19 protein-coding genes and 1 pseudogene are annotated in these 24225 nt (G+C 71.8%); 14 read left to right on the top strand and 6 right to left on the bottom strand.

Going from position 1 to position 24225, the window contains the following annotated elements; genetic code table 11:
• The first annotated feature begins 27 nt into the window (after positions 1-27).
• The 3 genes from AB0L75_RS15260 to AB0L75_RS15250 all read left to right on the top strand — a co-directional run bounded on the left by AB0L75_RS15260 (position 28) and on the right by AB0L75_RS15250 (position 2335).
• Positions 28-684, top strand: coding sequence for a hypothetical protein (locus AB0L75_RS15260; RefSeq protein WP_365180859.1), 657 nt, complete (start codon positions 28-30; stop codon positions 682-684).
• A complete protein-coding gene (locus AB0L75_RS15255; RefSeq protein ID WP_365180856.1) occupies positions 668-1633 on the top strand; it encodes an inositol monophosphatase in 966 nt (321 codons plus the stop codon). Before AB0L75_RS15260 ends, AB0L75_RS15255 begins: the two co-directional genes overlap by 17 nt.
• Positions 1634-1786: 153 nt before the next feature.
• Positions 1787-2335, top strand: coding sequence for a Scr1 family TA system antitoxin-like transcriptional regulator (locus tag AB0L75_RS15250; protein ID WP_365180853.1), 549 nt, complete (start codon positions 1787-1789; stop codon positions 2333-2335).
• On the opposite strand, the gene AB0L75_RS15245 is transcribed toward AB0L75_RS15250, so the two are convergent.
• Positions 2328-2798 carry a hypothetical protein gene (locus AB0L75_RS15245; RefSeq protein ID WP_365180850.1) on the bottom strand — a complete coding sequence of 157 codons (471 nt, stop codon included), beginning with the start codon at positions 2796-2798 and terminating at the stop codon, positions 2328-2330. The genes AB0L75_RS15250 and AB0L75_RS15245 overlap by 8 nt on opposite strands.
• Before the next feature lie 61 nt (positions 2799-2859).
• The gene (locus tag AB0L75_RS15240) at positions 2860-4140 is read right to left on the bottom strand and encodes an SLC13 family permease (RefSeq protein WP_365180847.1); all 1281 of its coding nucleotides are present in this window, start codon (positions 4138-4140) and stop codon (positions 2860-2862) included.
• A 101-nt stretch (positions 4141-4241) separates the two neighbouring features.
• Here AB0L75_RS15240 and AB0L75_RS15235 point away from each other — a divergent pair, with 101 nt between their 5' ends.
• Together AB0L75_RS15235 and AB0L75_RS15230 are read left to right on the top strand one after the other, a co-directional pair.
• Complete coding sequence (locus tag AB0L75_RS15235) at positions 4242-10088, top strand: TIR domain-containing protein (protein WP_365180845.1); 5847 nt, start codon at positions 4242-4244, stop codon at positions 10086-10088.
• A 48-nt stretch (positions 10089-10136) separates the two neighbouring features.
• Positions 10137-10655 (top strand): hypothetical protein, encoded by a 519-nt coding sequence (locus AB0L75_RS15230; protein ID WP_365180842.1) that lies wholly within the window; start codon positions 10137-10139, stop codon positions 10653-10655.
• Here AB0L75_RS15230 and AB0L75_RS15225 read toward each other — a convergent pair.
• Complete coding sequence (locus AB0L75_RS15225) at positions 10642-11820, bottom strand: serine hydrolase domain-containing protein (RefSeq protein ID WP_365180840.1); 1179 nt, start codon at positions 11818-11820, stop codon at positions 10642-10644. The two genes, AB0L75_RS15230 and AB0L75_RS15225, sit on opposite strands and share 14 nt — an antisense overlap.
• 239 nt (positions 11821-12059) lie before the next feature.
• On the opposite strand from AB0L75_RS15225, the pseudogene AB0L75_RS15220 reads away from it, so the two are divergent.
• Positions 12060-12665, top strand: a pseudogene (locus tag AB0L75_RS15220) (alginate lyase family protein); the annotation flags it as partial.
• A 34-nt stretch (positions 12666-12699) separates the two neighbouring features.
• Complete coding sequence (locus AB0L75_RS15215) at positions 12700-14349, top strand: sigma-70 family RNA polymerase sigma factor (protein WP_365181214.1); 1650 nt, start codon at positions 12700-12702, stop codon at positions 14347-14349.
• A gap of 4 nt (positions 14350-14353) precedes the next feature.
• Here AB0L75_RS15215 and AB0L75_RS15210 read toward each other — a convergent pair whose 3' ends face one another.
• On the bottom strand, positions 14354-15040 hold the full coding sequence (locus tag AB0L75_RS15210; protein WP_365180837.1) for a glycerophosphodiester phosphodiesterase: 687 nt from the start codon (positions 15038-15040) through the stop codon (positions 14354-14356).
• Between the two features lie 31 nt (positions 15041-15071).
• Positions 15072-16160 (bottom strand): adenosine deaminase, encoded by a 1089-nt coding sequence (locus AB0L75_RS15205; RefSeq protein ID WP_365180834.1) that lies wholly within the window; start codon positions 16158-16160, stop codon positions 15072-15074.
• A 186-nt stretch (positions 16161-16346) separates the two neighbouring features.
• Here AB0L75_RS15205 and AB0L75_RS15200 point away from each other — a divergent pair, with 186 nt between their 5' ends.
• On the top strand, positions 16347-17066 hold the full coding sequence (locus tag AB0L75_RS15200) for a DUF4190 domain-containing protein (RefSeq protein ID WP_365180831.1): 720 nt from the start codon (positions 16347-16349) through the stop codon (positions 17064-17066).
• Positions 17067-17171: 105 nt separating this feature from the next.
• Entirely contained in the window at positions 17172-17633 is a 462-nt protein-coding gene (locus AB0L75_RS15195; protein ID WP_365180828.1) for a DUF4190 domain-containing protein, read from the top strand.
• A gap of 47 nt (positions 17634-17680) precedes the next feature.
• Here AB0L75_RS15195 and AB0L75_RS15190 read toward each other — a convergent pair whose 3' ends face one another.
• A complete protein-coding gene (locus AB0L75_RS15190; RefSeq protein WP_365180826.1) occupies positions 17681-18238 on the bottom strand; it encodes an NADAR family protein in 558 nt (185 codons plus the stop codon).
• A gap of 209 nt (positions 18239-18447) precedes the next feature.
• Here AB0L75_RS15190 and AB0L75_RS15185 point away from each other — a divergent pair, with 209 nt between their 5' ends.
• The 5 genes from AB0L75_RS15185 (at position 18448) to AB0L75_RS15165 (ending at position 24205) form a co-directional block, all read left to right on the top strand.
• Positions 18448-19983: a gamma-aminobutyraldehyde dehydrogenase gene (locus AB0L75_RS15185; RefSeq protein ID WP_365180823.1), complete on the top strand. Its 1536-nt coding sequence runs from the start codon at positions 18448-18450 to the stop codon at positions 19981-19983.
• 87 nt (positions 19984-20070) lie between these two features.
• Positions 20071-21318: a spermidine/putrescine ABC transporter substrate-binding protein gene (locus AB0L75_RS15180; RefSeq protein WP_365180821.1), complete on the top strand. Its 1248-nt coding sequence runs from the start codon at positions 20071-20073 to the stop codon at positions 21316-21318.
• Positions 21315-22475, top strand: a complete 1161-nt coding sequence (locus AB0L75_RS15175; RefSeq protein ID WP_365180818.1) for an ABC transporter ATP-binding protein — start codon at positions 21315-21317, stop codon at positions 22473-22475. Before AB0L75_RS15180 ends, AB0L75_RS15175 begins: the two co-directional genes overlap by 4 nt.
• The gene (locus AB0L75_RS15170; RefSeq protein WP_365180815.1) at positions 22475-23404 is read left to right on the top strand and encodes an ABC transporter permease; all 930 of its coding nucleotides are present in this window, start codon (positions 22475-22477) and stop codon (positions 23402-23404) included. The genes AB0L75_RS15175 and AB0L75_RS15170 overlap by 1 nt, the downstream gene beginning before the upstream one ends.
• A complete protein-coding gene (locus AB0L75_RS15165; protein WP_365180812.1) occupies positions 23405-24205 on the top strand; it encodes an ABC transporter permease in 801 nt (266 codons plus the stop codon). It begins immediately after the preceding gene.
• Positions 24206-24225: the final 20 nt, after the last annotated feature.

Genomic DNA, 24225 nt, shown 5'->3' with positions numbered 1-24225 from the left:
GTGTTCCGGCCAAAGGGGGGAAGGAACATGGACTACCCGGCCCTCGAACGGGCCGCCCGGCGGCACGCCACCGCCGAGCTGGTACGACACGCCGTCGCGGAACTGGACCGGATCGTCTCCGGCCGCCACGACCTGCACGCGGTACGCCATCCACTGGGGTTCGTCTGCCTGCCCGTCCTGCGCGACGGCGACGACGGCGTCTGTGTCCACGTCTTCGGTGCACCGGAGGCCGAACCCGACCACTCCGTACCCCAAGTCCACTGCCACAGCTGGGACTTGACCAGCACTGTGCTGTACGGGCGGCTGGACAACAAGCGTGTGGACGTGGACGACGACACCGGCGAACCCACCCACCGGGTCTTCGAAGTGCTCAGCGATCCGTCCGGCGTCGACGAGTTGCGTCCCACCGAACGGCTGGTGCGCCCACGGCCCGGCAGAGAACAGACCAGCGCGCGGGGCCAGAGCTACACCCTCCCGGCGGGGGCGTTCCACACCAGCGTGGTACCGGACGGCCGCCCCACCGCCACCCTGGTCCTGGGGCGCACCCTGCCCGGCAGGCTGGACCTCTCCCTGGGCCCGCCGTCCGCCCCCGGGCACCGCATGGTCCGCCGGACGTGCGACGCGACCCAGACCGCCCGGATCGCTCGGACCGCCCTCAGGAGGATCCATGAGCCCGAACCCTGACCCGTCGTCCGGATACGCCGTCGAGCACCGTACGGCCGTGGGCGCCGCCGAGGAGGCCGGGGCGCTGCTGCGCTCCCGCTTCCCGGACGGCTTCGCCGCCCGGGCCAAGGGCCGACTCGGCGACGTCGTCACCGACTTGGACCTGGCCGCCGAGCAACTGGTGGTCGGCCGGATCCGGGACCGCTTCCCGCACGACCGCATCCTCGCCGAGGAGTCCGGTGAACTCGCCGGTGACGGCGGCGGCCGCACCTGGCTGATCGACCCCCTCGACGGCAGCAACAACGTGGTGATCGGGCTCCCCGTCTACGTCGTCGGTGTCGCCCTGTGCGTCGAGGACACCCCCGTCGTCGGCGTCGTCCACGACCCGAGCACCGGCCGCACCTGGTCCGCCCGGCGCGGCGGCGGGGCCCAGGGGCCCGGCGGGCGCCTCACGGTCCCCGCGAGCGGTCGCCCGCTGCCCGTCGCCGGACCCCTGCTGGCCTGGACCCAGGGCCACACCGTCTCCCGCGACGACCCCGTCGCCTGCGCCCTGCGCCACACCCTCGAACTCCGCTCCCGGCGCCTCCTCCAGCTCTGGGCGCCCCTCGTCGCCTGGGCGATGCTGGCCCGGGGCGACATCGACGGCTTCGTCGGCTACCGCGCGGAGGCGATCGACCTCCCCGCCGGAGCGCTGCTCGCCCGCGAGGCCGGTGTCGCCCTGCGGCACCTGGACGGCGCGGAGTTCGGCGGCGGCTTCGGCGGCCCCGACACCGGGCGCTCCTTCGTCGCCGGGCGCCCGGAGATGCTGCCGCACCTCCTCGACCTGGTCAGCCCTTTCTCTCCCGGCACCGAGGGCACGCACACGGCGGGAACCGCCCCGACAGGTCCAGCGGCGCGGCGTTCTTCGGCGGCCGGTACGTCACCGTCGGGCCCCACGTCCGTCCACCGTCCCGGGAGACCGCCAGCGTGAGGTACACGCTGACGAACCCGTCCTCTTCCTTGTCCCGCATTCCCGCGCCTTTCACTTTCCGTGGCGATACGTGCACAGAGTGAGGTGGGCGGGAGTACCTTCGGAAGATGACCGAGCGTGACAACCGGGTGCGCACCAGGGGGAGTTGTACAGGTGGCCATCGAGGACAATCCGCGTACGCGGGAGCAGTACGGGCAGGAGCTGAAGCGGAGGAGGGAGGCGGCGGGACTCACACAGGAGGAACTGAGCCAGCGTGTCGTGATGTCGCGCACGCATATCGCCCACATTGAGGCGGGGCGGCGCAGGCCGGACATCGAAGATGCGCGGCGGCTGGATCGGGAGTTGGGTACGGACGGGTTTTTCGTGCGGTTCCTGCCGACGCTGGATGGCAGGCAGGTGGCGGAGCACTTCGCCGAGGCGATGGAGTTCGAGAGCCAGGCGACGATCATCAAGGAGTACGCGCCGAGCCTGGTGCCAGGCATACTCCAGACGCAGCGTTACGCGTACGCGGTGTTGAATTCCGGTTACCCTCGCAACAATGACGAGCAGCGTGACAAGCTCCTTGTCACACGCCTCGAACGGGCCCGCATTCTCGACAGCTTCGACTCGCCCGAGTTCTATGCCCTTCTCAGCGAGGCGGTGCTTCGGCAGGTCGTCGGGGGTCCCGACGTGATGTGCGAGCAGCTACGGCACATCATTTGAGCTGCGCGGTCTTCTTGACGCCGATCTTCTTCACCAGGCGTACGGCGGTGACGACGCGCTTGGAGGATCCCGCCGGGGTGAACGCGGCGATGAACCCGGCGACGGTCGCGGCGCACCACAGGACCTTCTTGGTGGTGGACCACCAGGACGGGTCGATGACGATCGGGAAGGCGCTCTTCGCGTCGAACTCGACGTGCTGGACGAGCCGGTTGCCGACGACCTTGTAGCTGGTGGGGACGTCCTTGCCGTGGGCGTCCTTGGCCCAGGGCGCGTCGAAGAAGCCGGCGGGGTCCTTCCGCGGCTGCTTATCGGCCTGGTCGTCGCCCTCGGAGTACAGGGACACCGAGCCGTCGTCGTGGGTGACGGCCTTCATCCCGGCCGGGATGGTGAAGCCGGTCTCGTAGTCGTGCGGTGCGGTGCCGTCCTTGAGTGATCGTTTTGCGGCCGAAATAGAAGCACACATTGCCTGATCTTGGCTAATTTTTGGTTGTTTCTTGTGGCCGTGTGGCGGGGAGAGGGGTCGTCTAGCGCGTCAGCGCCAGCACCGTCACCGACGCGACCACCGCCGCCGTCGCCAGTACCGCGCCCGTGCCCATCTGCCGCGCCACCGGCACCCGGACGCCGTACGCATGGCAGCGCTCGTACCACAGGAGGGTCGCCAGGGACGCCCAAGGGGTGATCACGGGGCCGGCGTTGGTGCCGGTCAGCAGGGCGAGGAGCTGGTCGTGGTTGGCGACTGGGACCGCCGCCTCCCCGGCGAGGTAGACGGGGAGATTGTTGAGGGCGTTGGACAGGCCGCCGCCCACCGCCGCCGCGCGGAACAGGCCCAGCGTGCCGCCGTCGTCGCCGACCGCCGAGGCCAGCAGGTGGTGCAGTCCGTGCGCGTTGACCGTCTCGACCACCAGGAACATGCCGGGCACCATCACCAGCAGCCGCCAGGGGATCAGCGACAGCCGGATCGCTGACCGGTCGCGGACCGCGAAGGCGGCCACGGCGACGAGCGCGGCCGTCGTGGAGGCCATCCACAGCGGCACGTCGGCCACCAGGATGGCGACCAGGAAACCGGCGCAGGCGAGCGCGCAGGCCCGGAAGAGCACCGGATCGGCGGGGCGGTGCACGGCGGGCGGCACATAGCGGTCGGCCGCGTCGGGGTGGACGTCCGCCGCGCGCGCCGCACCGGGTCCCGACACCGGTACGGCGGTCATCAGTCCCGACTCGTCGGCAACAGGCCCCCCACGCATGCCCCGCCGCCAGAAGAACAGCCACAAACAAGCCATCGTCACGATCAGCGCGGCGAGTTGCGGCGCCCACATCCGGCCCGCCAGGCCCAGCGGGGACAGCGCGACCCGGTTCGCGGCCAGCAGGTTCGTCAGGTTCGACACGGGCAGCAGCAGGCTCGCCGTGTTGGCCAGCCACACCGTGGTCATCGCCAGCGGCACCGGCGCGATGCCCACCCGCGAGGCGAGCGCCAGCATCACCGGTGTCAGCAGGACCGCTGTCGTGTCCAGGTTCAGGGCGATCGTCGTGACCGAGGCGAAGGCCATGCACAACAGGAACAGGAGGGGATAGCTGCCCCGCCCGGCCCTGGCCACCCGCGCCGCCAGCACGTCGAACACCTCGGCCCTGCTGGTCAGTTCGGCCAGCACGATCACCGTGCCCAGGAAGGGCAGCAGCGGTGCGATGCGGGTCATCGCGTCGGATGCGGAACCGGTGGGCAGCAATCCCGTGGCCACACAGAGCAGTCCGGTCGCCAGCAGACCGATCGCCACCCGGTCGAGGACATGCAGACGCAATAAGGCACGCACGGTTGGAAGGGTCGCACAGTTGTGCCCTGCTGTGACCTGGGCGCCGTCGAACGCCTGGAAACGACCGGTATCAGCCTCTCTTTTCACGGCATCATGCATACATGGTGGCTCGTCAGAACACCCCGGGGGACACCGGGCCATTGGACTTCTTCATCAGCTACTCGCCGGCCGACGAACGCTGGGCGTCCTGGATCGCCTGGACCCTGGAGGAGGCCGGGTACCGGACGGTCCTGCAGGCCTGGGACTTCGTGCCGGGCACGAACTTCGTCGACTTCATGGACCGGGGGGTGAGCGAGTCCGCCGCCGTCATCGCCGTACTGTCGCACAACTACGAGCGCTCCCGGTACGGGCGGATGGAGTGGCAGGCCGCGCTGCGCGCCGACCCGGACGCGCCGGAGCGGCGGCTGATCACCGTGCGGGTCGAGGACATCCCGGTGGAGGGGCTGCTCGCCACCATCACCTACGTCGACCTGGTGCCGGTCGCCGATCCGGCGGCGGCCCGGGAGCTGCTGCTCGCCCGGGTCCGGCAGGCCCTCGACGGGCGGGCCCGGCCCAGCGCCCGCCCGGACTACCCGGGGGCGAACGGCCACCCCGTGCCGCCCGCCCCGTCCGCGCCGAGCCCCGGACGGCCGCTCGGCGGACCCGGATGGGCGGGGCGCCGCAGACCGGCGGCGCCGCCGTCGTATCCGCGGGTGACCCCGGAGGTCCGGGAGCGGGAGGCGGTCACCGTGCTCCAGCTGGCCGGACCCGCCTTCGGCCGGGGCCAGGACCCCGCCGAGCTGCAGGCCGCGATCTGGGGCGACCTGGTCGAACTGACCGACGCGGGGGCGCCCTCGCCCGATCTGCTGGTCGTCACCGGGGACCTCACCGCCTCCGGCAGCCGCCGCGAGTTCGAGCAGGCCCTCGCGTTCCTCACCGGGCTGCGCGCCCTGCTCGGGCTGGAACCGCACCGGGTCGCCCTCGTCCCCGGCGGCCAGGACGTCAACCAGGCCGCCTGCCAGGCCTACTTCAGCACCTGCGAGGCCGACGAGATGCCGCCCCGGCCGCCGTACTGGCCCAAGTGGCGGCACTTCGCCCGGCTGTTCCAGGAGCTGTACCAGGGGCTCGACGTCGTCTTCGACAGCGATCAGCCCTGGACCCTCTTCCCCGTGCCCGAACTGCACACCGTGGTCGCGGGGTTGAACTCGTCCATGGCCTACAGCCATCGGCGCGACGACCAGTACGGGCTGATCGGGCGGGAGCAGGCCGCCTGGTTCGCGCAGGCGCTGCGGCCGCACGAGACCGAGGGATGGCTGCGGATCGGCGTCGTACGGCACTCGCCCGGCGCCGCCCGGCCCGCCGCCGGTGTCCGCAGGGCCGGTGCGCCGGGTACGGCCGCGCTGGACGGCAGCGGCCCGCTGCGCGACACCGATGTGCTGACCCGGCTGACCGCGCCCCGGCTCCATCTGCTGCTGCACGGCCCGGCCGACTCCGGCGCCGCGCGGCCCGACCTGGCCACCGGCTCCGGCGAGGTGCCGGTGATCGGCACGGCCCGGCCGGGCGGGCACCAGCTGCTGCGGGTCAGCCGCGACCAGCTGGCCGTCTGGCAGGGGCCGGGCGAGCCCCGGCGGCGGCCGGTCCCGTGGCGGCGGGCCCAGCGGGCCCAGCGGGCCTTCGGGCCGCAGACCCCGGACGCCGCACCGCCGGCCGTCCCCGGCGGCGGCCCCGCGCCCGAGACCGAGCCGCGTGCCGTGCAGACCCCGGCCGAGATACTCCTCGCCCGGGTCGCGGAGGTGTGCCGCACCCGCCACGAGGGCGCCCAGATCCGCCCGGTGGACGGGCCGGTGCCGCAACTGCTCGTCACCTGGACCCAGTCCGGCTTCGTCCGCCAGCAGCGCGTGGCCGTGCACACCGGCACCCCGGCCGCGGATGACGTCGACCGGTTCGCGGCCCTCGTGCACGCCGCCGACGCCGAGACCGAGGCCGAACTCGTCCACGACGGCCCGCCGCCCGCCCGCGAGCTGCGCGACGCGGCCCGCCGACGAGGCATCCGGGTGCGCAGCTTCACCGAGTTCCAGGGCCTGCTCGACCTGCGCGGATACGTCTCCGCGCAGAGCGAGCGGCTGCGCACCGACCCCCGCTATCCCCCGGGCATGTACCTGCCGCAGCGGTACCGTGAGGTGGAGCGCCTCGACGCGGAGGACCGCGACGGGCTGGTCGACGAGATGCTCCGGCTGCTCGACTCCGACCAGGGGCGCTTCCTGCTGCTCCTCGGCGACTTCGGACACGGCAAGACCTTCGCGCTGCGCGAGCTGGCCCGCCGTATCCCCGCCGAACTGCCGTACCTGGTCCCGCTGTTGATCGAACTGCACGCCCTGGACCGGGCCTACTCCTTCGAGGGACTCGTCGCCGGCCACCTCGCCGCCCACGGCGTCGACAACATCGACCTGCGCGCCTTCCGCTACATGCTCCAGCAGGGCCGCATCGTGCTGCTCTTCGACGGCTTCGACGAACTCGTCAACCAGGTCACCTACGACCGCGCCGCCGAACGCCTCCAGGTGCTGCTGGACTCCGCCGTGGACAGCGCCAAGATCCTGGTCTCCAGCCGCACCCAGCACTTCCGCTCCCAGGGCCAGGTGCTCACCGCGCTCGGCGAACGCGTCGGCCTGCTCCCGCACCGCCGGGTCCTGGCCGTCCAGGAGTTCACCCCGCAGCAGATCCGCGCCTACCTGGTCAACCGCTACGCCGGCGACGACCGCGCCGCCGACCACCGGCTCCGGCTGCTCGACGCCATCCCCGACCTGCTCGCCCTGTGCCGCAACCCCCGGCTGCTCGGCTTCGTCGCCGACCTCGACGACGACCAGCTGCGCGCGGTCGCCGGTGCCGGACGCGCCCTCAGCCCCGCCGGGCTGTACCAGGAAGTGCTCACCGCCTGGCTGGGCTTCGAGGCGCAGCGCGGCGGCGGCAGCCCCGGCCGGGCCCCCGGACTCTCCCTGGACCAGCTCTGGGACGCGGTCACCGCGCTCGCCCTGCGGCTGTGGGAGAGCGGCCAGGACTCGCTGCGCCTCGACGAGCTGACCGATGTCGCCGAGACCCTGACCGGGCTCGCGGACGCCCGGCTTTCGGTGCCGCAGACCGCGCACGCCATCGGCTCCGGCAGCCTGCTGGTGCGCAGCGACGACGGCGTGTTCCGCTTCATCCACGGCTCGGTCGTGGAGTGGCTCGTCGCCCGCGAGTGCGCCCGCCGGCTCACCGACGGCGACGACATCCTGCTGCACCGGCGCCAACTCAGCCAGCTGGCCGTCGAGTTCCTGTGCGACCTCGCCGACCACCGGATCTGCCAGGCATGGGCCGAGCGGGAGCTGTCCGGCACCTCGGGGGACGCCTCCCTGGAAGCCGCCCACGCCAACGCCGTGAAGATCCTCAGCCGGCTCCGGGTGCCCGCCCACACCGATCTGCGCGGCGCCGCGCTCGCCGGGGAGGACCTCTCCCACCGCGACTTCTCCGGCGTCGACCTCACCCGCGCCGACCTCACCGACGCCCGCCTCGTCGGCGCCGGCCTCTCCGGCGCCGTCCTGCGCGGCGCCCGCCTCGTCGGCGCCCGCCTCGACGGCGCCGATCTGACCGGCGCCGACCTGCGCGGCGCCGACCTGAGACGGGCCCGGCTGATCGGCACCGACCTGACCGGCGCCCGGGTGGACGGCGGCCGCTGGCGCCGCGCCGCGCTGATCTCGGCGACCACCGGGACCCTGACGGACAGCCCCGAGCTGGCCACCGCCTCGATCGCGCCCGGCATGGCCGTCGACTCCGGCTTCAGGCCCTCCGCGGTCGGTGTGCCGTACGGCTTCGACATGCGCACCAGCCGGCTGCCCGAACCCATCTCCTACAGCCCCGACGGCGAACTGCTCGCCGTCGGCAGCGAGGACGGCGGCGTCCTCGTCTGCGACGCCGCCACCGGCATGCCGCTGCGCACCCTGCAGGGCCACACGGGCCGGGTCTACGCCGTCAAGTGCCGCGCTCGCGTCCTCGCCACCGGCAGCGCGGACGGCACCGTACGCCTGTGGGACCCGGTCTCCGGCCGCTGTCTGCACCGGCTGGAGATCCACCCGGACGGCGTCTGGCCGCTCACCCTCGACACCGAGGGCGTCCTCATCGCCACCGGCGACGCCGACGGCGTGGTCACCGTCTGGGACACGGCCTCGGGCACCCCGCTGCACCGGCTGCCCGGCCACACCGCACCCGTCTACACCGTGGCGTTCGGACCGGACGACACCTCCCTGGTCACCGGGGACGCCTCCGGCGCCGTACGGCTGTGGGACCTCGCCACCGGGCGGCAGACCGGGGAACTGCCCGGCCACCAGGGCGCGGTGTACCGGGCGCGGTTCAGCCCGGACGGCACCCTGCTGGCCACCGCCGACCGCGGCGGCGACCGGGCGGGCGGCACCGTGCGGATCTGGGACCTCGCTGCCCGCACCCTGCGGCATGCGTTCACCGGGCACTCCGGCCGGGTCTACACCCTGGACTTCCACCCCGGCGGCGCCCTGCTGATCAGCGGCGACACCCAGGGGGAGGTACGGCTGTGGGACCTGGCCGCCGGAGGCTGCGCCGGGCTGCTCGGCGGCTGCCGCGGGGCTGTGTACCAGGTGCTGTTCGACCCCGGCGGGACCCTGCTCGCCGCCGGGGACAGCGCAGGCGTGGTCCGGCTGTGGCGGATCGACCCGGCGGCCGACCCGGTCGCCGCGCCGCTCAGCCGGCAGCCCGCCGAGCACCGCGGCTCGGTGTGGGTGTGCAAGTTCCGCCCGCACGGTGACACGCCCGCCCAGGGCCCCGGCGCGCTGCTGGTGACCGGCGGCAACGACGGTGTCGTACGGCTGTGGGAGCCGGCCACCGGCCAGGGCCGGCGCATCCTGCGCGGCCACGGGCGGCGCATCGGCACCCTGTCCTTCAGCGCCGACGGCGCGATGCTGGCGGCCGGCGGCAACGACGGCGTGGTCCGGGTCTGGCACTCCGCCTCCGGCCGGCGGCTGCGCGAACTCACCGGCCAGAGCGACCGGCTGGTCTCGGCGGCGTTCGGGCCCGCGGGCCCGCTGCTGGCCACCGCGAGCAGCGACGGCGACATCTACCTGTGGAACGCGGCCACCGGCGAGTACCAGCGCGAACTGGACGTCGAGACCGACCATGTGTGGGCGGAGGCGTTCAGCGCCGACGGCGAACTGCTCGCCACCGCCAACGACGACGACACCGTACGGCTGTGGTACCGGGCCACCGGAGCGCATGTCGCCACCATCACCGAGCACTACGGCCGGGTCCGCGCGATCGCCTTCCGGTCCGACGGCGCGGTCCTGGCCACCGGCTGCGACGACCGCAAGGTGCGGATCTGGGACATGGACGGCCGCCGTATCACCAGCGAACTCGACGGCCACACCGAGCGGGTGTACGCGGTGGCGTTCGCCCCCGACGGCTCCTGGCTGGCCAGCGCCTCCTGGGACGGTACGGCGCTGATCTGGCGGGACGGCGAGATCGCCCACCGTCTCACCGGCCACACCGGCAAGCTCTGGACGGCCGCCGCCCACCCCCGGCGCCCCCTGCTGGCGACGGCGGGCGACGACCGCACGGTCCGCCTGTGGAACCCGGAGACCGGCGAGGAGACGGCGCTGTTGACGGGCCACACCGGGCGGATCCTCGCGGTGGCGTTCAGCCCCGACGGCTCCCTGCTGGCCAGCGGCGGCGAGGACGGCACGGTACGGCTGTGGCACGTCCCCGCGGACGCCCCCGCCACCCTGCGGGCCACCCTGGTCGGCATGCCCGCCGGCTGGGCGGCCCTGTCCCCGACCGGCGGTTACAAGTACGAGGGAGACGTCACCGGCGAGTTCTGGCACGCGGTCGGGATGTGCCGCTTCGAACCCGGGGAACTGGACGGCCATCTGCCGGGCGTGCGGCATGTGGCCCTGGACGCGCCGCTGGAGTAGTCGGGGGGCTTTTTTGAACGTGTTCAATTGACGGCGTACGCTCATCCCATGAGCGACAGAGCCGCCCTGCTCAAGGGCATTCGCGTCTGGCTGGCCCTTTTCGTCGTGTGCCTCGTGCTCAGCGGGGCGACCGCCTTCCCCCTGGTCCACGAACTGCGCTGGACCGAGAGCGCGTTGCGGGCGCTGTCCGTGCCCCAGTACCTGCCGGGACTGGCGCACTGGATCGAGCGGGTCCGCGACGGGCTCGACACCGCCGACACCGACTACCCCTTCCTCCTCTACGGCACCGACTGGCTGGCCTTCGCCCACCTCGTCATCGCGGTCGCCTTCCTGGGGCCGTACCGCGACCCCGTCCGCAACATCTGGGTCGTCGAGTTCGGGATGATCGCCTGCGCCGGGATCATCCCGCTCGCCCTGGTCTGCGGGCCGATCCGGGGCATCCCCTTCTGGTGGAGCCTGATCGACATGTCCTTCGGGGTCTTCGGCGTCGTCCCGCTGTACGTCGTACGGAAGAAGATCAAGCGGCTGGAGGCGCTCACCGCCCCCTGGGCCGTCACCGCTGTCTGAGCGCGGCGAGCACGATCCGCTGGGCGACCGGGTTCGCGTCCTCCCCCTTGGCGTCCGTCGAGTCCACCGAGTAGACGAGGGTGCGGCTCAGGTCCCGGGTGGCGGCGATCGCCGTGCTGTAGCCGTACCGCGCACCGGACTTGGTCCAGTACACCGTGCCCTCGTACTCGAACCGCCGAAGTCCGGCGCTGTAGCTGGCGGTCCCCTCCTTCACCTGCGGAACCGTGAACATCTCCTGCAACTGCGGCTCCGGCACGACCCGGCCCGAGAACAGCGCCGTGACCAGCCGCTCCAGATCGGCCGTCGTGGAGATCATGTCGCCGGCGGCCCAGCGGTCGGCCTGGTTCCACTCCGTGACGTCCACGAACTCCGTCGTCCCGTCGGCCCGGGTCACCTTCTGGTAGCCCTGGTTGTGCGGGCTGCGGATGCGCGGGTCGGTCCCCGGGAAGTACGTGTGGTGCATGCCGGCCGGGCGCAGCACCAGCCGCGTCGCCTCGTCGGCGTACGCGTGCCCGGTCACCCTCTCGATCAGCATCCCGAGGATCGTGTAGTTGATGTTCAGGTAGTCCTGCCGGTCCCCCGGGGAGAACTCCGGGCCCTTCGCCACCGCCGACGCCACCACCTGGGCCGGGGTCAGGGTGTCGAAGCGGTGCGCGTACTGGTCCTGGAAGTCGTCGCCCCAGCCGTCGCCCGACGGGATGCCACTGGTGTGGTTCAGCAACTGCCGTACGGAGACGGGCTCGAAGGCCGGGGTGAGCAGCCCCGGGAGGTAGTGCTGGACCGGGGCGTCCAGGTCGATCCGGCCCTGCGCGGCCAGCCGCAGCACCGTCGCCGCCGTCACCACCTTCGTGGTCGAACCGGCGCGGAAGAGCGCGTTCGGGTCCGCCGCCTGGCCGCTCGCCAGATCGTGCACGCCCGCGCTGCCCCGCCAGGCGCCGTCGCTGCCGCCGACCCGCACCAGCGCGGCGGTCGCGTCGGCATCGGGCAGTCCGGCGAGCGCGGCGCGCAGTGCCTCGGCGTCCGGGCCGGCGGTCGGGCGGGCCGTCGTCCGGTGGGCCGCCGTCGTGGTGGGGGCGGCGAAGGCGGGGGCCGCCAGGGGAGCGGCGGACAGGGCCAGGACCAGGGCGGTCGTGGTGAGGACGGCGGCACGGGTGCGTGGACGCATGGATGCTCCGTAAGTCGTCGGGCCGCCCGGGTGGGGCGGGTCCGGTCGGTGAGCGGTACGTGATGATCCTCCGGCGCCGCGCCGGTACGCGGATCGTCGGCGAGGAGGACACCCGACCCGGGTCCGACCCCGGGCAACGGGCCCCGGCACCGGGGGAGTTGTACGGGGCGCCCCCTAGGGGGACGGGCAGGCCCGCGGCCGGCGCCGGACCTGCTCCCGGCCCGCGCGATGCCCCCGCCAACTACTGGGCCAACTGGGACCTGTGCAACCTCGCCTCCCTGATGGCGATCGGCATCCTCCTCGACGACCGCGCCACCTTCCGCCGCGCCGTGACCTACCTGGAGCACGGCCACGGCAACGGCGCCCTCAGGAACGCCATCCCCGTCCGCTACGACGCCCAGGGCCTCGCCCAGTGGCAGGAGAGCGGCCGCGACCAGGGGCACTCCATGATGGGCATCGGACTGCTCGGCGCGATCTGCGAGATGGCCTGGAACCAGGGCGTCGACCTCTACGGCCACGACCACGACCGGTTCCTGCACGCCGCCGAGTACGTCGCCCGCTACAACCTCGGCAAGGACGTGCCCTTCACCCCGTACGGCTGGCGGTCCGGCACCGGACACGGGCAGTGGCGGGAGCAGACCGTGATCTCTGCCACGGCCCGTGGCGAGATCCGCCCCGTCTGGGAGATTCTGCACCACCACTACGCCCGCCGCCGCGGGCTCAGCACGCCGTACGTCACGGCCATGGCCGAGAAGGTGCGCGCGGAGGGCGGGGGCGGCGACTACGGGCCCAACAGCGGCGGCTACGACCAGCTGGGCTTCGGGACGCTGCTCTACAGCAGGTGACGCGAGCGTGAGAGACGTACGGGAGACGGGATCGGTGGACGGGCGGCACTGGCGCGACACCGTCGCGGCCGCGCAGTCAGGCGACCGGCAGGCCCTGGACGACCTGGTCGCGGGCTGGCTGCCGCTCGTCTACAACATCGTCGGCCGCGCGCTGAACGGGCACGCGGACGTCGACGACGTCGTACAGGAGACCATGCTGCGCGCCGTCGGCAACCTCGGCTCGCTGCGCGACCCGGACAGCTTCCGGTCCTGGCTGGTGGCCATCGCCATGCGGCAGATCCGGGAGCGGGCGCGCCGCGGATCCGCCGACCCGCTGCCCCGGAACACGCCCGGGGGTAGCGCCGACTTCGCCGAACTCACCGTGCTGCGGCTGCAGTTGGAGGGTCAGCGGCGCGAGGTGGTGGAGGCGGCGCGCTGGCTGGACGACGAGGACCGCAGGCTGCTGTCGCTGTGGTGGCTGGAGGTCGCCGGCGAACTGACCCGGCGCGAGCTGGCGCAGGCCCTCGACATCAGCCGGCAGCACGCCGCCGTGCGCGTCCAGCGGACGAAGGGGCGCCTTGAGACCGCGCGCGGCATCGTGCGGGCGCTGGACGGCGCCTGCCCCGAGCTGCGCGAGCTGACCGCCCGCTGGGACGGGCGGCCCGACTCCGTCTGGCGCAAGCGGCTGGCCCGGCATCTGCGCGGCTGCGGCTACTGCGGGGAGGCGCCGGAGTCCCTCGTCCCGGCGGAACGGCTGCTGCTCGGCATCGCCCTGGTCCCGGTCCCGGCCGGCTTCACCCTGTCGCTCGCCCTGGGCGGCAGGACGGCGGCAGCCGCGGGCGCGGCCGGTTCCGCCGGCTGGTCGGCCAAGGCGCTGGGCGCACTCACCAAGCCCGCCGTGGTGCTGGCGGCAGGCGCGACGATCGTGGCGGGCGGTGCCTATGTGGCTGTACGGCCCCCGGACCACCGGCCGCACCCGGCGGTCACGCCGACGGCGACCAGCACGGCCGTACCGCCACCGGTGACCCGTCCGCCGTCCCGTCCTCCGTCTCCCCCCGCCTCCCCGACGCCTTCGGCCGGCCTGTACGGCACGGTCGTCGACGCCGTGGACCGGGCGCCGGACCCGGACATCCCGCCCGCCGCCCTGCCGCACCGGCCCGAGACCGGTGTCACCAGCACCGGCGGCGCGCACGCCGTCATGAACCACCGCGGCGACCGCGTGACCCTGCGGGGCAAGGGCTATGTCCTGGTTCGCTGGCAGATCTCGCCGCAGTACCGGGCCGGCAGCCTCGTCATGCCGGCCTGGACCGGCCTTGCGGGCAGGCTCTTCCATGTGGCCTCGGGCGGCGGCCGCCGCATGGACGACGCGCTCGGCACCGACCCCGCGGTCACCGGCATGGGCAACCCGGCCGTCGGCTACGCCGTCCTTCCGCCCGGCACCCAGCAGATGTGGCAGAACGAGTACTTCTACCTGGACGGTACCGTCACCCTCACCCAGAACGAACGCGGCGCCGACTACGGCCTCAGCGTCTTCCCGAGCACCTGGGACGCGGCCGAGAAGGACATCACTTCCGGCCCAGCCCAGGGCGCGCGGCGCTACGGCCTGGTCCGCGACACCGGCACGGACTCCGCACCCGTCCCGCAGTACGTCACCCGCGCCACCCCGCCCGACACGTCGACGGTGGCCCAACGCTCGCGGGTGTAGGTGCTCAACCGCCGTTGCGCAGGGCGTGCAGGACGTCGACGCGGTTCGTGGTGATCGAGTCGACGCCCAGGTCCAGCAGCCGGCTCATCGAGCGGCGGGTGTCAGGGGTCCAGACGGACAGCAACTGGCCGTCGTGGTGGACGCGGGCCGCGAGGTCCCGACTGACCAGCGGGAAACGGTAGTTGAGCCAGCGCGGGCGGACCGCCGCCAGCAGCGTGGGCCGGGGCGGGGCGAGGGACGTCCAGGTCAGCGCGATCTCGGCGGCCGGGTCGGCGGCGCGGACCGCGAGCATGGCCTCGGCGCCCGCGCAGTAGTAGGTGCGCTCCCGGGCCCCGCACTGCCGGACCACGTCCATGACCCGGTCCGCCGTCCGCCGGTCGACGCGCCCGCACAGGTCCACCATCACCCGGCTGTCACCGGTCGCCGCCAGCGCCTGTGCGAGCGTCGGCACACCGCCCGCCGTGAGCCCGCGCAGCTCGTCGGCGGACAGCGCGGAGAGCGGCCGGTCGTGCTCCCACAGCCGCCGCAGCGTGTCGTCGTGCAGCAGCACGGGGACGCCGTCGCGGGTGAGCCGTACGTCGATCTCGACCGCGTCCGCCCCCCGGTCGAGGGCGGAACGCAGCGAGTCGACGGTGTTCTCGCGGAAGCGGTAGGGGTCGCCGCGGTGGGCCACGGCGGTCACGGTCTGCATGACCCCCATTGTGGTGGGCGTACGGCTCGGGTCAGGAGGCGAGCCAGGTGCTGGTGTACGTGTCGATCTCCGCCGCGATCCGCGCCTTGCCCCCGGCGTCCAGGAAGGACGCCTCCACGGCGTTCTTCGCGAGGTCGGCGAGGCCCCGCTCGTCCAGGTCGAGCAGCCGGGCGGCCACCGCGTACTCCTTGTTCAGGTCGGTGCCGAACATCGGCGGGTCGTCGGAGTTGATGGTGACCAGCACCCCGGCGCGCACGAACTCCTTGATCGGGTGCTCGTCCAGGGTGCGGACCGCGCGGGTGGCGATGTTCGAGGTGGGGCAGACCTCCAGCGGGATGCGGTGCTCGGCGAGGTGCGCGAGCAGCTTCGGGTCCTGCGCGGAGCTGGTGCCGTGCCCGATGCGCTCCGCGCGCAGCTCGTGCAGCGCGTCCCACACCGTCTGCGGGCCGGTCGTCTCGCCGGCGTGCGGCACGGAGTGCAGACCGGCGGCGATGGCCCGGTCGAAGTACGGCTTGAACTGCGGCCGGGGCACGCCGATCTCGGGGCCGCCGAGCCCGAACGACACCAGGCCCTCCGGGCGGATCCGCTCGTCGGTGGCGAGCCGTGCCGTCTCCTCGGCGGACTCCAGGCCCGCCTCGCCCGGAATGTCGAAGCACCAGCGCAGCACGGTCCCGAACTCGGCCTCGGCCGCCTTGCGGGCGTCCTCGATCGCCGCCATGAAGGCCAGCTCGTCGATGCCGCGCCGGGTGGAGGAGAAGGGGGTGACGGTCAGCTCGGCGTAGCGCACCTGCTGCCGGGCCAGGTCGCGGGCCACCTCGAAGGTCAGCAGCCGGATGTCCTCCGGGGTGCGGATCAGGTCGACGACCGACAGATACACGTCGATGAAGTGCGCGAAGTCGGTGAAGGTGAAGAAGTCGGCCAGGGCCTCGGGGTCGGTGGGGACCTTGGAGTCGGGGTGGCGGGCGGCCAGCTCCGAGACGATGCGCGGGGAGGCGGAACCGACGTGGTGGACGTGGAGTTCGGCCTTGGGCAGTCCGGCGATGAAGGTCCGCAGATCGCGGTCGGCCGTGCCGGCGGCGGGTACGGAGCTGCTGTCGGTCAAGGGATCCTCCCCTGGCAAGGCGCCGACGGCCCGGTGCGGGCACGGCGCGGGTGATCGGCTGATCGGTGGTACGACGACATCGTAGGCGGGCGGCCCACGTGCACCTCGCCCGCCGCCCGGGCCCTGCGTGACCGCTGCGGGACCGGGCCGCGGCGGTGTGACGGCGAGGCCGTAGCATGGCGGGACAGAACGACCGAGGGGGACATGCCCGTGAGCGACGGAGCGCAGCCGAGCGGAGCCCCGGGGGGCGACTACAACCCGTGGGCGCCGCCCGAGGACCGGCCTTCGCTGGAGAAGAAGCCGCCCGCGGCGCACGACCAGCCGCCCGTGCAGCCGCCGTCCGTCCACAATCAGGCGACCCTGACCTCCCTGCCGGCCGACGGCTTCCCCCCGCCCGCATCCCCTCCCGGTTACGCCCCGCCGGCCGCCGCGCCCGGTTTCGGCGCGCCGGGCATGGCCCCGATGGGCGGCGAGGCCGTACCGCCTCCGCCGATCGCACCCTCCGGCCCCGGCATATCCGTACCGCCCGCGACCGGCGGCTACGGCTACCCCGGCTATCCCGCGGGCTACGGCTGGCCCGGCATGCCGATGGCCCCGCAGAACGGTCTGGGCATCGCGGCGATGGTGCTCGGCATCCTCTCCCTGTGCCTGTTCTGCCTGTACGGCGTGGTCTCGTTGGTGCTGGGCATCCTCGCGGTGGTCTTCGGCATCAAGGGCCGCCGGCGGGCCGATCGCGGCGAGGCCACCAACCGCGGCCAGGCCCAGGCGGGCCTGATCATGGGCATCATCGGCATCGTGCTCGGTGTCGTCGTGATCGTCCTGCTCGCGATCGGCATCAACGCCGCCATCCATCACAGCGAATCCCACCCGTACGACGACGGCTCCGCCCGCAGCGTCTCGGCGACGGTGGCCGCCGGCCGCTGAGTCCGCCAGGCCGCGGCCTTCGGCCGCCCGTCGGCCGGAACCCCCTCCCTCTCCTCTGCGCGGCCATTACGATGCCTTGATCGTCAACGGAGGGGAAAGCACTTCATGTCCAACATCAACCCCGACGCCGGTGGTTTCGGACCGCCGGCCCCGCAGCAGCCCCCGGGATACGGATACCCGCAGCAGCCCGCGCCCGGCTACGGCTACCCCCAGTCGGGCCCGGGGCCGTCCTACCCGGCCGGCCCGCCGATGGGCTACCCGCAGGCCCCCGGCTACGCCATGCCGATGCAGCCGAGCAACGGCATGGGCACCACGGGTCTGGTGCTGGGCATCATCGGCGTGGTCTGCAGCCTCACCTTCTTCCTGGAGATCATCGGGATGATCCTGGGCATCCTGGCGATCATCTTCGGTGCCATCGGCCGGGGTAAGGCAAACCGCGGCGAGGCCAACAACAAGGGCGCGGCGACCGCCGGTCTTGTCTGCGGCATCATCGCCACTGTGCTCTTGCCGGTGCTGGTCTTCCTGTTCTTCGCGAGCCTCGTCGGCGGAGTCAGCGCCTCGTCCTAGGCCGCCACTGATTCGTCGCGTTCAGGGCCGGTCTCCGGGCCGGCCCCTCAGGCCCCCGCCAGCCGCTCCCGCGCCTCCATCAGCGCGAACCCCAGCAGATTCGGTCCCCGCCACCGCTGCGGATCCGACGCCCCCTCGTCGTCCGCCGCGAGGCCGATGCCCCACACCCGGTCCAGCGGGCTCGCCTCGACCAGCACCCGGTCACCGGTGCCCAGCAGAAACGCGCGCAACCCGTCATCCGCCGCGAACTTGTGCACGCTGCCCTCGACCACGATCCGGAAGCGCTCCCGCTCCCATATCGCCTCGTCGAAGCCCTTGACACCCCGCCCCGCCTTCTTCGCCTGGGCGGGGTGCTCCGCGGCCAGCACCCGCCGCTCCGCCTCCGCGTCCTCGAACAGCCGGGCCTTGCCCGCCATCATCCAGTGCTCCGCCGTCGCGTACTCCACGCCGTCCACCACGAACGGTGACGGCCACCACTGGCTCAGACAGCTCGCGCCGATGCTGCCGTCCGGCCTCGGCCGGTGCCCCCAGAAGTGCAGGTACTTCACCTTCGCCCCGGCCCGGACCTCGCTGATCAGCGCTTCCACCCCGTCGATCTTTCCCATGCACGCGAGTGTGGCACGCACCACTGACACTCCGTCCGTCCTTTTCCGTCTCCACTCGACACCTGGTCGACAGATTCCGTCGCGTAACCAAAAGGCAACAACGGAATCACTTGTTGGAGTCCTATTGCTCTGTCAGGATCGGCACTCAAATCGAGCTGGAGCTACGCCACCCACCCCCCGGGACGGGGCGAACGGCGGAGGAGAGCGACATGCACAACCCGGGCACCGCCACCCCGGAACGATTTCCCGCCGAGGAGCGATTCGCCGACGGCGCGCAGTTCATCGCCGGCCGGCCGGCCAAGGGCACCTCGGGCCGTACCCATGCCGTGGTCGACCCCGCCACCGGCGCGGAGGTGTACCGCTACGAGCTGGCCGGTACCGACGACGTCGACGCGGCCGTCGCCGCCGCGCGCGACGCCTTTCCGGGCTGGGCCTCGGCCACCCCGGGCGAGCGCTCCGACGCGCTCCACCGGTTCGCCGCCGTGCTCGCCGAGCGCGCCGAGGACTTCGCCCGTGCGGAGTCCCTGCAGTGCGGCAAGCCGCTGAAGCTGACCCGCGAGTTCGACGTGCCGGGAACGATCGACAACACCGCGTTCTTCGCGGGCGCCGCCCGGCACCTTCAGGGGCAGTCCGCCGGTGAGTACTCGGGCGATCACACGTCGTACGTCCGGCGCGAGCCGATCGGCGTCGTCGGGTCCATCGCCCCCTGGAACTACCCCCTGCAGATGGCCGCCTGGAAGATCCTCCCGGCGATCGCCGCGGGCAACACCATCGTGCTGAAGCCCGCCGAGCTGACCCCGCTCACCTCGCTGCTCTTCGCGCAGGCCGCCACGGAGGCCGGGATCCCCGACGGTGTGATCAACATCGTCACCGGCACCGGAAGGGAGGCGGGGGAGCACCTGGTGGGCCACCCCGATGTCGCCATGACCTCCTTCACCGGGTCCACCGCCGTCGGCAGGCGGGTCGCCGAGATCGCCACCGCCACGGTCAAGCGGCTGCACCTGGAGCTGGGCGGCAAGGCGCCCTTCCTCGTCTTCGACGACGCCGATCTGGAGGCCGCCGTCCACGGCGCCGTCGCCGGCGCGCTCATCAACACCGGCCAGGACTGCACGGCCGCCACGCGCGCGTATGTGCAGCGACCGCTGTACGAGGCCTTCGTGGAGCAGACCGCCGCGCTGATGGAGAGCGTGCGGCTCGGAGATCCCTTCGCTCCCGGCACCGACCTCGGGCCGCTCATCTCGCATGTCCAGCGGGACCGGGTCGCCGCCTTCGTGGACCGTGCGCGTGCCTACGCGCGCGTGGTGACCGGCGGCGAGGCACCCCGGGGCGACCTGGAGAAGGGCGCCTACTACCGGCCGACCCTGATCGCGGACGCCGCCCAGGACAGCGAGATCGTCCAGTCCGAGATCTTCGGCCCGGTACTGGTCGTACTGCCGTTCGACGGTGATGATGAGGGGATCCGGCTGGCCAACGACACCCCGTACGGCCTCGCCGCCTCCGCGTGGAGCAGCAACGTCTACCGCGCGGGCCGCGCCACCCGCGAGATCAAGGCGGGCTGTGTGTGGATCAACGACCACATCCCGATCATCAGCGAGATGCCGCACGGCGGGTACAAGGCCTCCGGCTTCGGCAAGGACATGTCGGCGTACTCCTTTGAGGAGTACACGCAGGTCAAGCACGTAATGTTCGACAATACGGCGGTCGCCCGCAAGGACTGGCACCGCACGATCTTCGGGGACCGGTAGCAGCTGCCTCACCGGCTGCCGCCGGGTGTGACGATCCGGCCCTCGACCAGGCCGACCACCCAACCCTCCCGAAAGGGCACCACGCGCATGGAGCAGTACGAGCCCGACCGCCTGACGCCGGTCGAAGCCGCCGCCGTACGCCGGAGTCTGCGTAACGGCCGGGCCGCGATGCCCCGCCGGTCGCTGCTGCGGGCCTCCGCGGGCGGCGCGCTCGCGGTCGGCGGACTCGGGGCGCTGAGCGCCTGCGGGATCCCTGCGGCGACCAAGACGCAGGGCGGTGTGTCCGCCGACGACCACTCGGCCAAGGAGAAGGTCGTCAACTTCTCCAACTGGCCCGAGTACATCGACGTGGACGACAAGACCAAGCGCCACCCCACGCTCGACGGGTTCGCCCGGCGGACCGGCATCCAGGTCAAGTACACCGAGGACATCAACGACAACGACGAGTTCTTCGGCAAGATCCAGCCGCAGCTCGCCGCCGGCCAGGACACCGGCCGTGACCTCATCGTCCTCACCGACTGGCTGGCCGCCCGCATGATCCGCCTCGGGTACGTCCAGAAACTGGACCCGGCCAACGTGCCGCACGCCTTCGCCAACCTGTCGGACCAGTTCCGCGCCCCCGACTGGGACCCGGGCCGCGCCTACTCCTACCCCTGGCAGGGCATCTCGACCGTCATCGCCTACAACAAGAAGGCGCTCGACGGCATCGAGGTGAAGTCGGTCTCCGACCTGCTCGACAACCCCAGGCTCAAGGGCCGCGTCGGCTTCCTCACCGAGATGCGCGACAGCATCGGCATGACCATGCTCGACATGGGCAAGGACCCGGCGAAGTTCACCGACGACGACTTCGACGCGGTCATCGCCCGCCTGCAGAAGGCCGTCGACAAGGGCCAGATCCGCCGCTTCACCGGCAACGACTACACCTCGGACCTGGCCAAGGGCGACTTCGCCGCGTGCATCGCCTGGGGCGGCGACATCGTCCAGCTCCAGGCGGACAGCCCCGACGTCGGCTATGTCATCCCCGACAGCGGCTACATGACCTCGACCGACAACATGCTGATCCCCAACAAGGCGCGCCACAAGACGAACGCCGAGCGGCTCATCGACTACTTCTACGAGCCCGAGCCGGCCGCCCAGCTGGCCGCGTACATCAACTACGTGAGCCCCGTCGCGGGAGTGCAGCCGTTCCTTGCGAAGATCGACAAATCGGCGGCGAGCAACCCGCTGATCATTCCCGACAAGGCCATGCAGGCGAAGTCCCATGCCTTCCGCGCGCTGACGCAGAAGGAAGAGACCGCCTACCAGCAGAAGTTCTCGAAGCTCACAGGGGCGTGACGACGATGACGACACCAGACAACAGCGGCGACGTCCGCCTCTCCGGTATCAGCAAGACCTACGCCAACGGCTTCACCGCCGTACAGCCGCTGGACCTGACCGTGCCGCAGGGCTCCTTCTTCGCCCTGCTCGGCGCCTCCGGCTGCGGCAAGACCACCACCCTGCGCATGATCGCCGGCCTGGAGGAGCCCACCACCGGCACCGTCTTCCTCGGCGACCAGGAGGTCACCCACCTGCCGCCGTACAAGCGGCCGGTGAACACCGTCTTCCAGTCCTACGCCCTCTTCCCCCACCTCGACATCTTCGAGAACGTCGCCTTCGGTCTGCGCCGGCGCGGCATCAAGAGCGTGAAGAAGCAGGTCGAGGACATGCTGGAGCTGGTCCAGCTCGGTGAGCAGGCGCGCAAGAAGCCGCACCAGCTCTCCGGCGGCCAGCAGCAGCGCGTCGCCGTCGCCCGCGCCCTCATCAACCACCCGAAGGTGCTCCTGCTCGACGAGCCGCTCGGCGCCCTCGACCTCAAGCTGCGCCGCCAGATGCAGCTGGAGCTCAAGCGCATCCAGACCGAGGTCGGCATCACCTTCGTGCACGTCACGCACGACCAGGAGGAGGCCATGACCATGGCCGACACGGTCGCCGTGATGAACGCGGGCCGTGTCGAGCAGCTCGGCTCGCCCACCGACCTGTACGAGAACCCGAACACCACCTTCGTCGCCAACTTCCTCGGCACCTCCAACCTGATCGAGGCCGAGGTCGACACCAAGAGCGGCGACGACATCGTCCTCAAGGCGGGCGGCGGCAAGCTCGTGCTGCCCGAGGCGCGATGTTCGGCGCCCACGAAGGCCGGCGGCAAGGTACTGGTCGGTATCCGCCCCGAGAAGATCTCCCTCGCGCACGCCGACGACGCGGGCGAGATCCCCGAGGGCCGCAACCGCCTCACCGGCAAGATCGCCGACGCGAGCTTCATCGGCGTCTCCACCCAGTACGTGATCGACAGCCCGGTCTGCGACGAGCTGTCGGTGTACGTGCAGAACGTCGAGCGCGACGGCCGGCTCGTGCCCGGCGCCGACGTCGTCCTGCACTGGAGCCCGGCCCACACCTTCGGCCTGGACGCCGCCCAGGACATCGACGCGGGCACCGAGGAAGAGGTTGCCGCCTGATGTCGACGCTCACCGAGGCGCCCCCGCCTCTCGCCCCCGCCGAGCCGGAGAACAAGCCCCCGCGCAAGCGCGGCCGGTTCACCCCGTACTGGCTGCTGCTCCCCGGCATCCTCTGGCTGATCGTCTTCTTCGCGCTGCCGATGATCTACCAGGCCTCCACCTCCGTGCAGCAGGGCTCCCTGGAGGAGGGCTACAAGGTCACCTGGCACTTCGCGACGTACTGGGACGCGTTCAGCGAGTACTGGCCGCAGTTCCTGCGGTCCGTCCTCTACGCGGCCGCCGCGACGCTCCTGTGCCTGCTGCTCGGCTACCCGCTGGCGTACCTCATCGCCTTCCGCGCGGGCCGCTGGCGGAACCTGATCATGATTCTGGTGATCGCGCCGTTCTTCACCAGCTTCCTGATCCGCACCCTGGCCTGGAAGACGATCCTCGCCGACAACGGCCCGGTCGTGCACATCCTCAACTCGCTGCACATCCTGGACCTCACCAACTGGCTCGGCTGGACGGCCGGCGACCGCGTCCTCGCCACACCGCTCGCGGTGGTGTGCGGACTGACGTACAACTTCCTGCCGTTCATGATCCTGCCGCTGTACACCTCGCTGGAGCGGATCGACGGACGGCTGCACGAGGCGGCCGGCGACCTGTACGCCAAGCCGTGGACCACCTTCCGCAAGGTCACCTTCCCGCTGTCGATGCCCGGCGTGGTCTCCGGCACGCTGCTGACCTTCATCCCGGCGGCCGGTGACTACGTCAACGCCGAACTCCTCGGCTCCACCGACACCCGCATGATCGGCAACGTCATCCAGACGCAGTTCCTGCGGATTCTCGACTACCCCACGGCCGCGGCCCTGTCCTTCATCCTCATGGCCGCCATCCTGGCCATGGTCACGATCTACATCCGCCGGGCCGGGACGGAGGATCTGGTCTAAATGCCCTTCGTCAACTGGTTCAAGCGCCATCTCGTCGTCATCGCGGGAATTCTGACGCTCTCCTATCTCCTGCTGCCGAACGTCATCGTGACGGTGTTCTCCTTCAACAAGCCGAAGGGGCGCTTCAACTACGAGTGGCAGCACTTCTCCCTGGACGCCTGGAAGCAGCCGTGCGGCGTCGCCGACATGTGCGGCTCGCTGTCCATCAGCCTGCAGATCGCCGTCTGGGCGACGATCGGTGCCACGATCCTCGGCACGATGATCGCCTTCGCGCTGGTCCGCTACCGCTTCCGGGCGCGCGGCGCCGTCAACTCGCTGATCTTCCTGCCGATGGCGATGCCCGAGGTCGTCATGGCCGCCTCGCTGCTCACCCTGTTCCTCAACATGGGCGCACAGCTCGGCTTCCTGACGATCCTCATCGCGCACATCATGTTCTGCCTGAGCTTCGTCGTCACCGCGGTCAAGGCCCGTGTGATGTCGATGGACCCGCGTCTGGAGGAGGCCGCCCGGGACCTGTACGCCGGTCCCGTGCAGACCTTCCTGCGGGTCACCCTGCCCATCGCGGCACCGGGAATCGCCGCGGGCGCGCTGCTGTCCTTCGCGCTCTCCTTCGACGATTTCATCATCACCAATTTCAACGCCGGCTCGACCGTCACCTTCCCGATGTTCGTGTGGGGTTCGGCGCAGCGCGGCACACCGGTCCAGATCAATGTGATCGGTACGGCCATGTTCCTCGTCGCCGTCCTCATGACGCTGGCCTCGATGGTCATCAGCAATCGCCGTAACAAGCAAAAGGCATAAGCCTTTCAGAAAGTCCTTTG

The sequence above is a fragment of the Streptomyces sp. NPDC052101 genome (genome assembly GCF_040680235.1).
Lineage (GTDB): Bacteria > Actinomycetota > Actinomycetes > Streptomycetales > Streptomycetaceae > Streptomyces.
The sequence above is the reverse complement of the archived record's forward strand: the minus strand, read 5'-3'. Positions and strand labels throughout refer to the sequence as shown.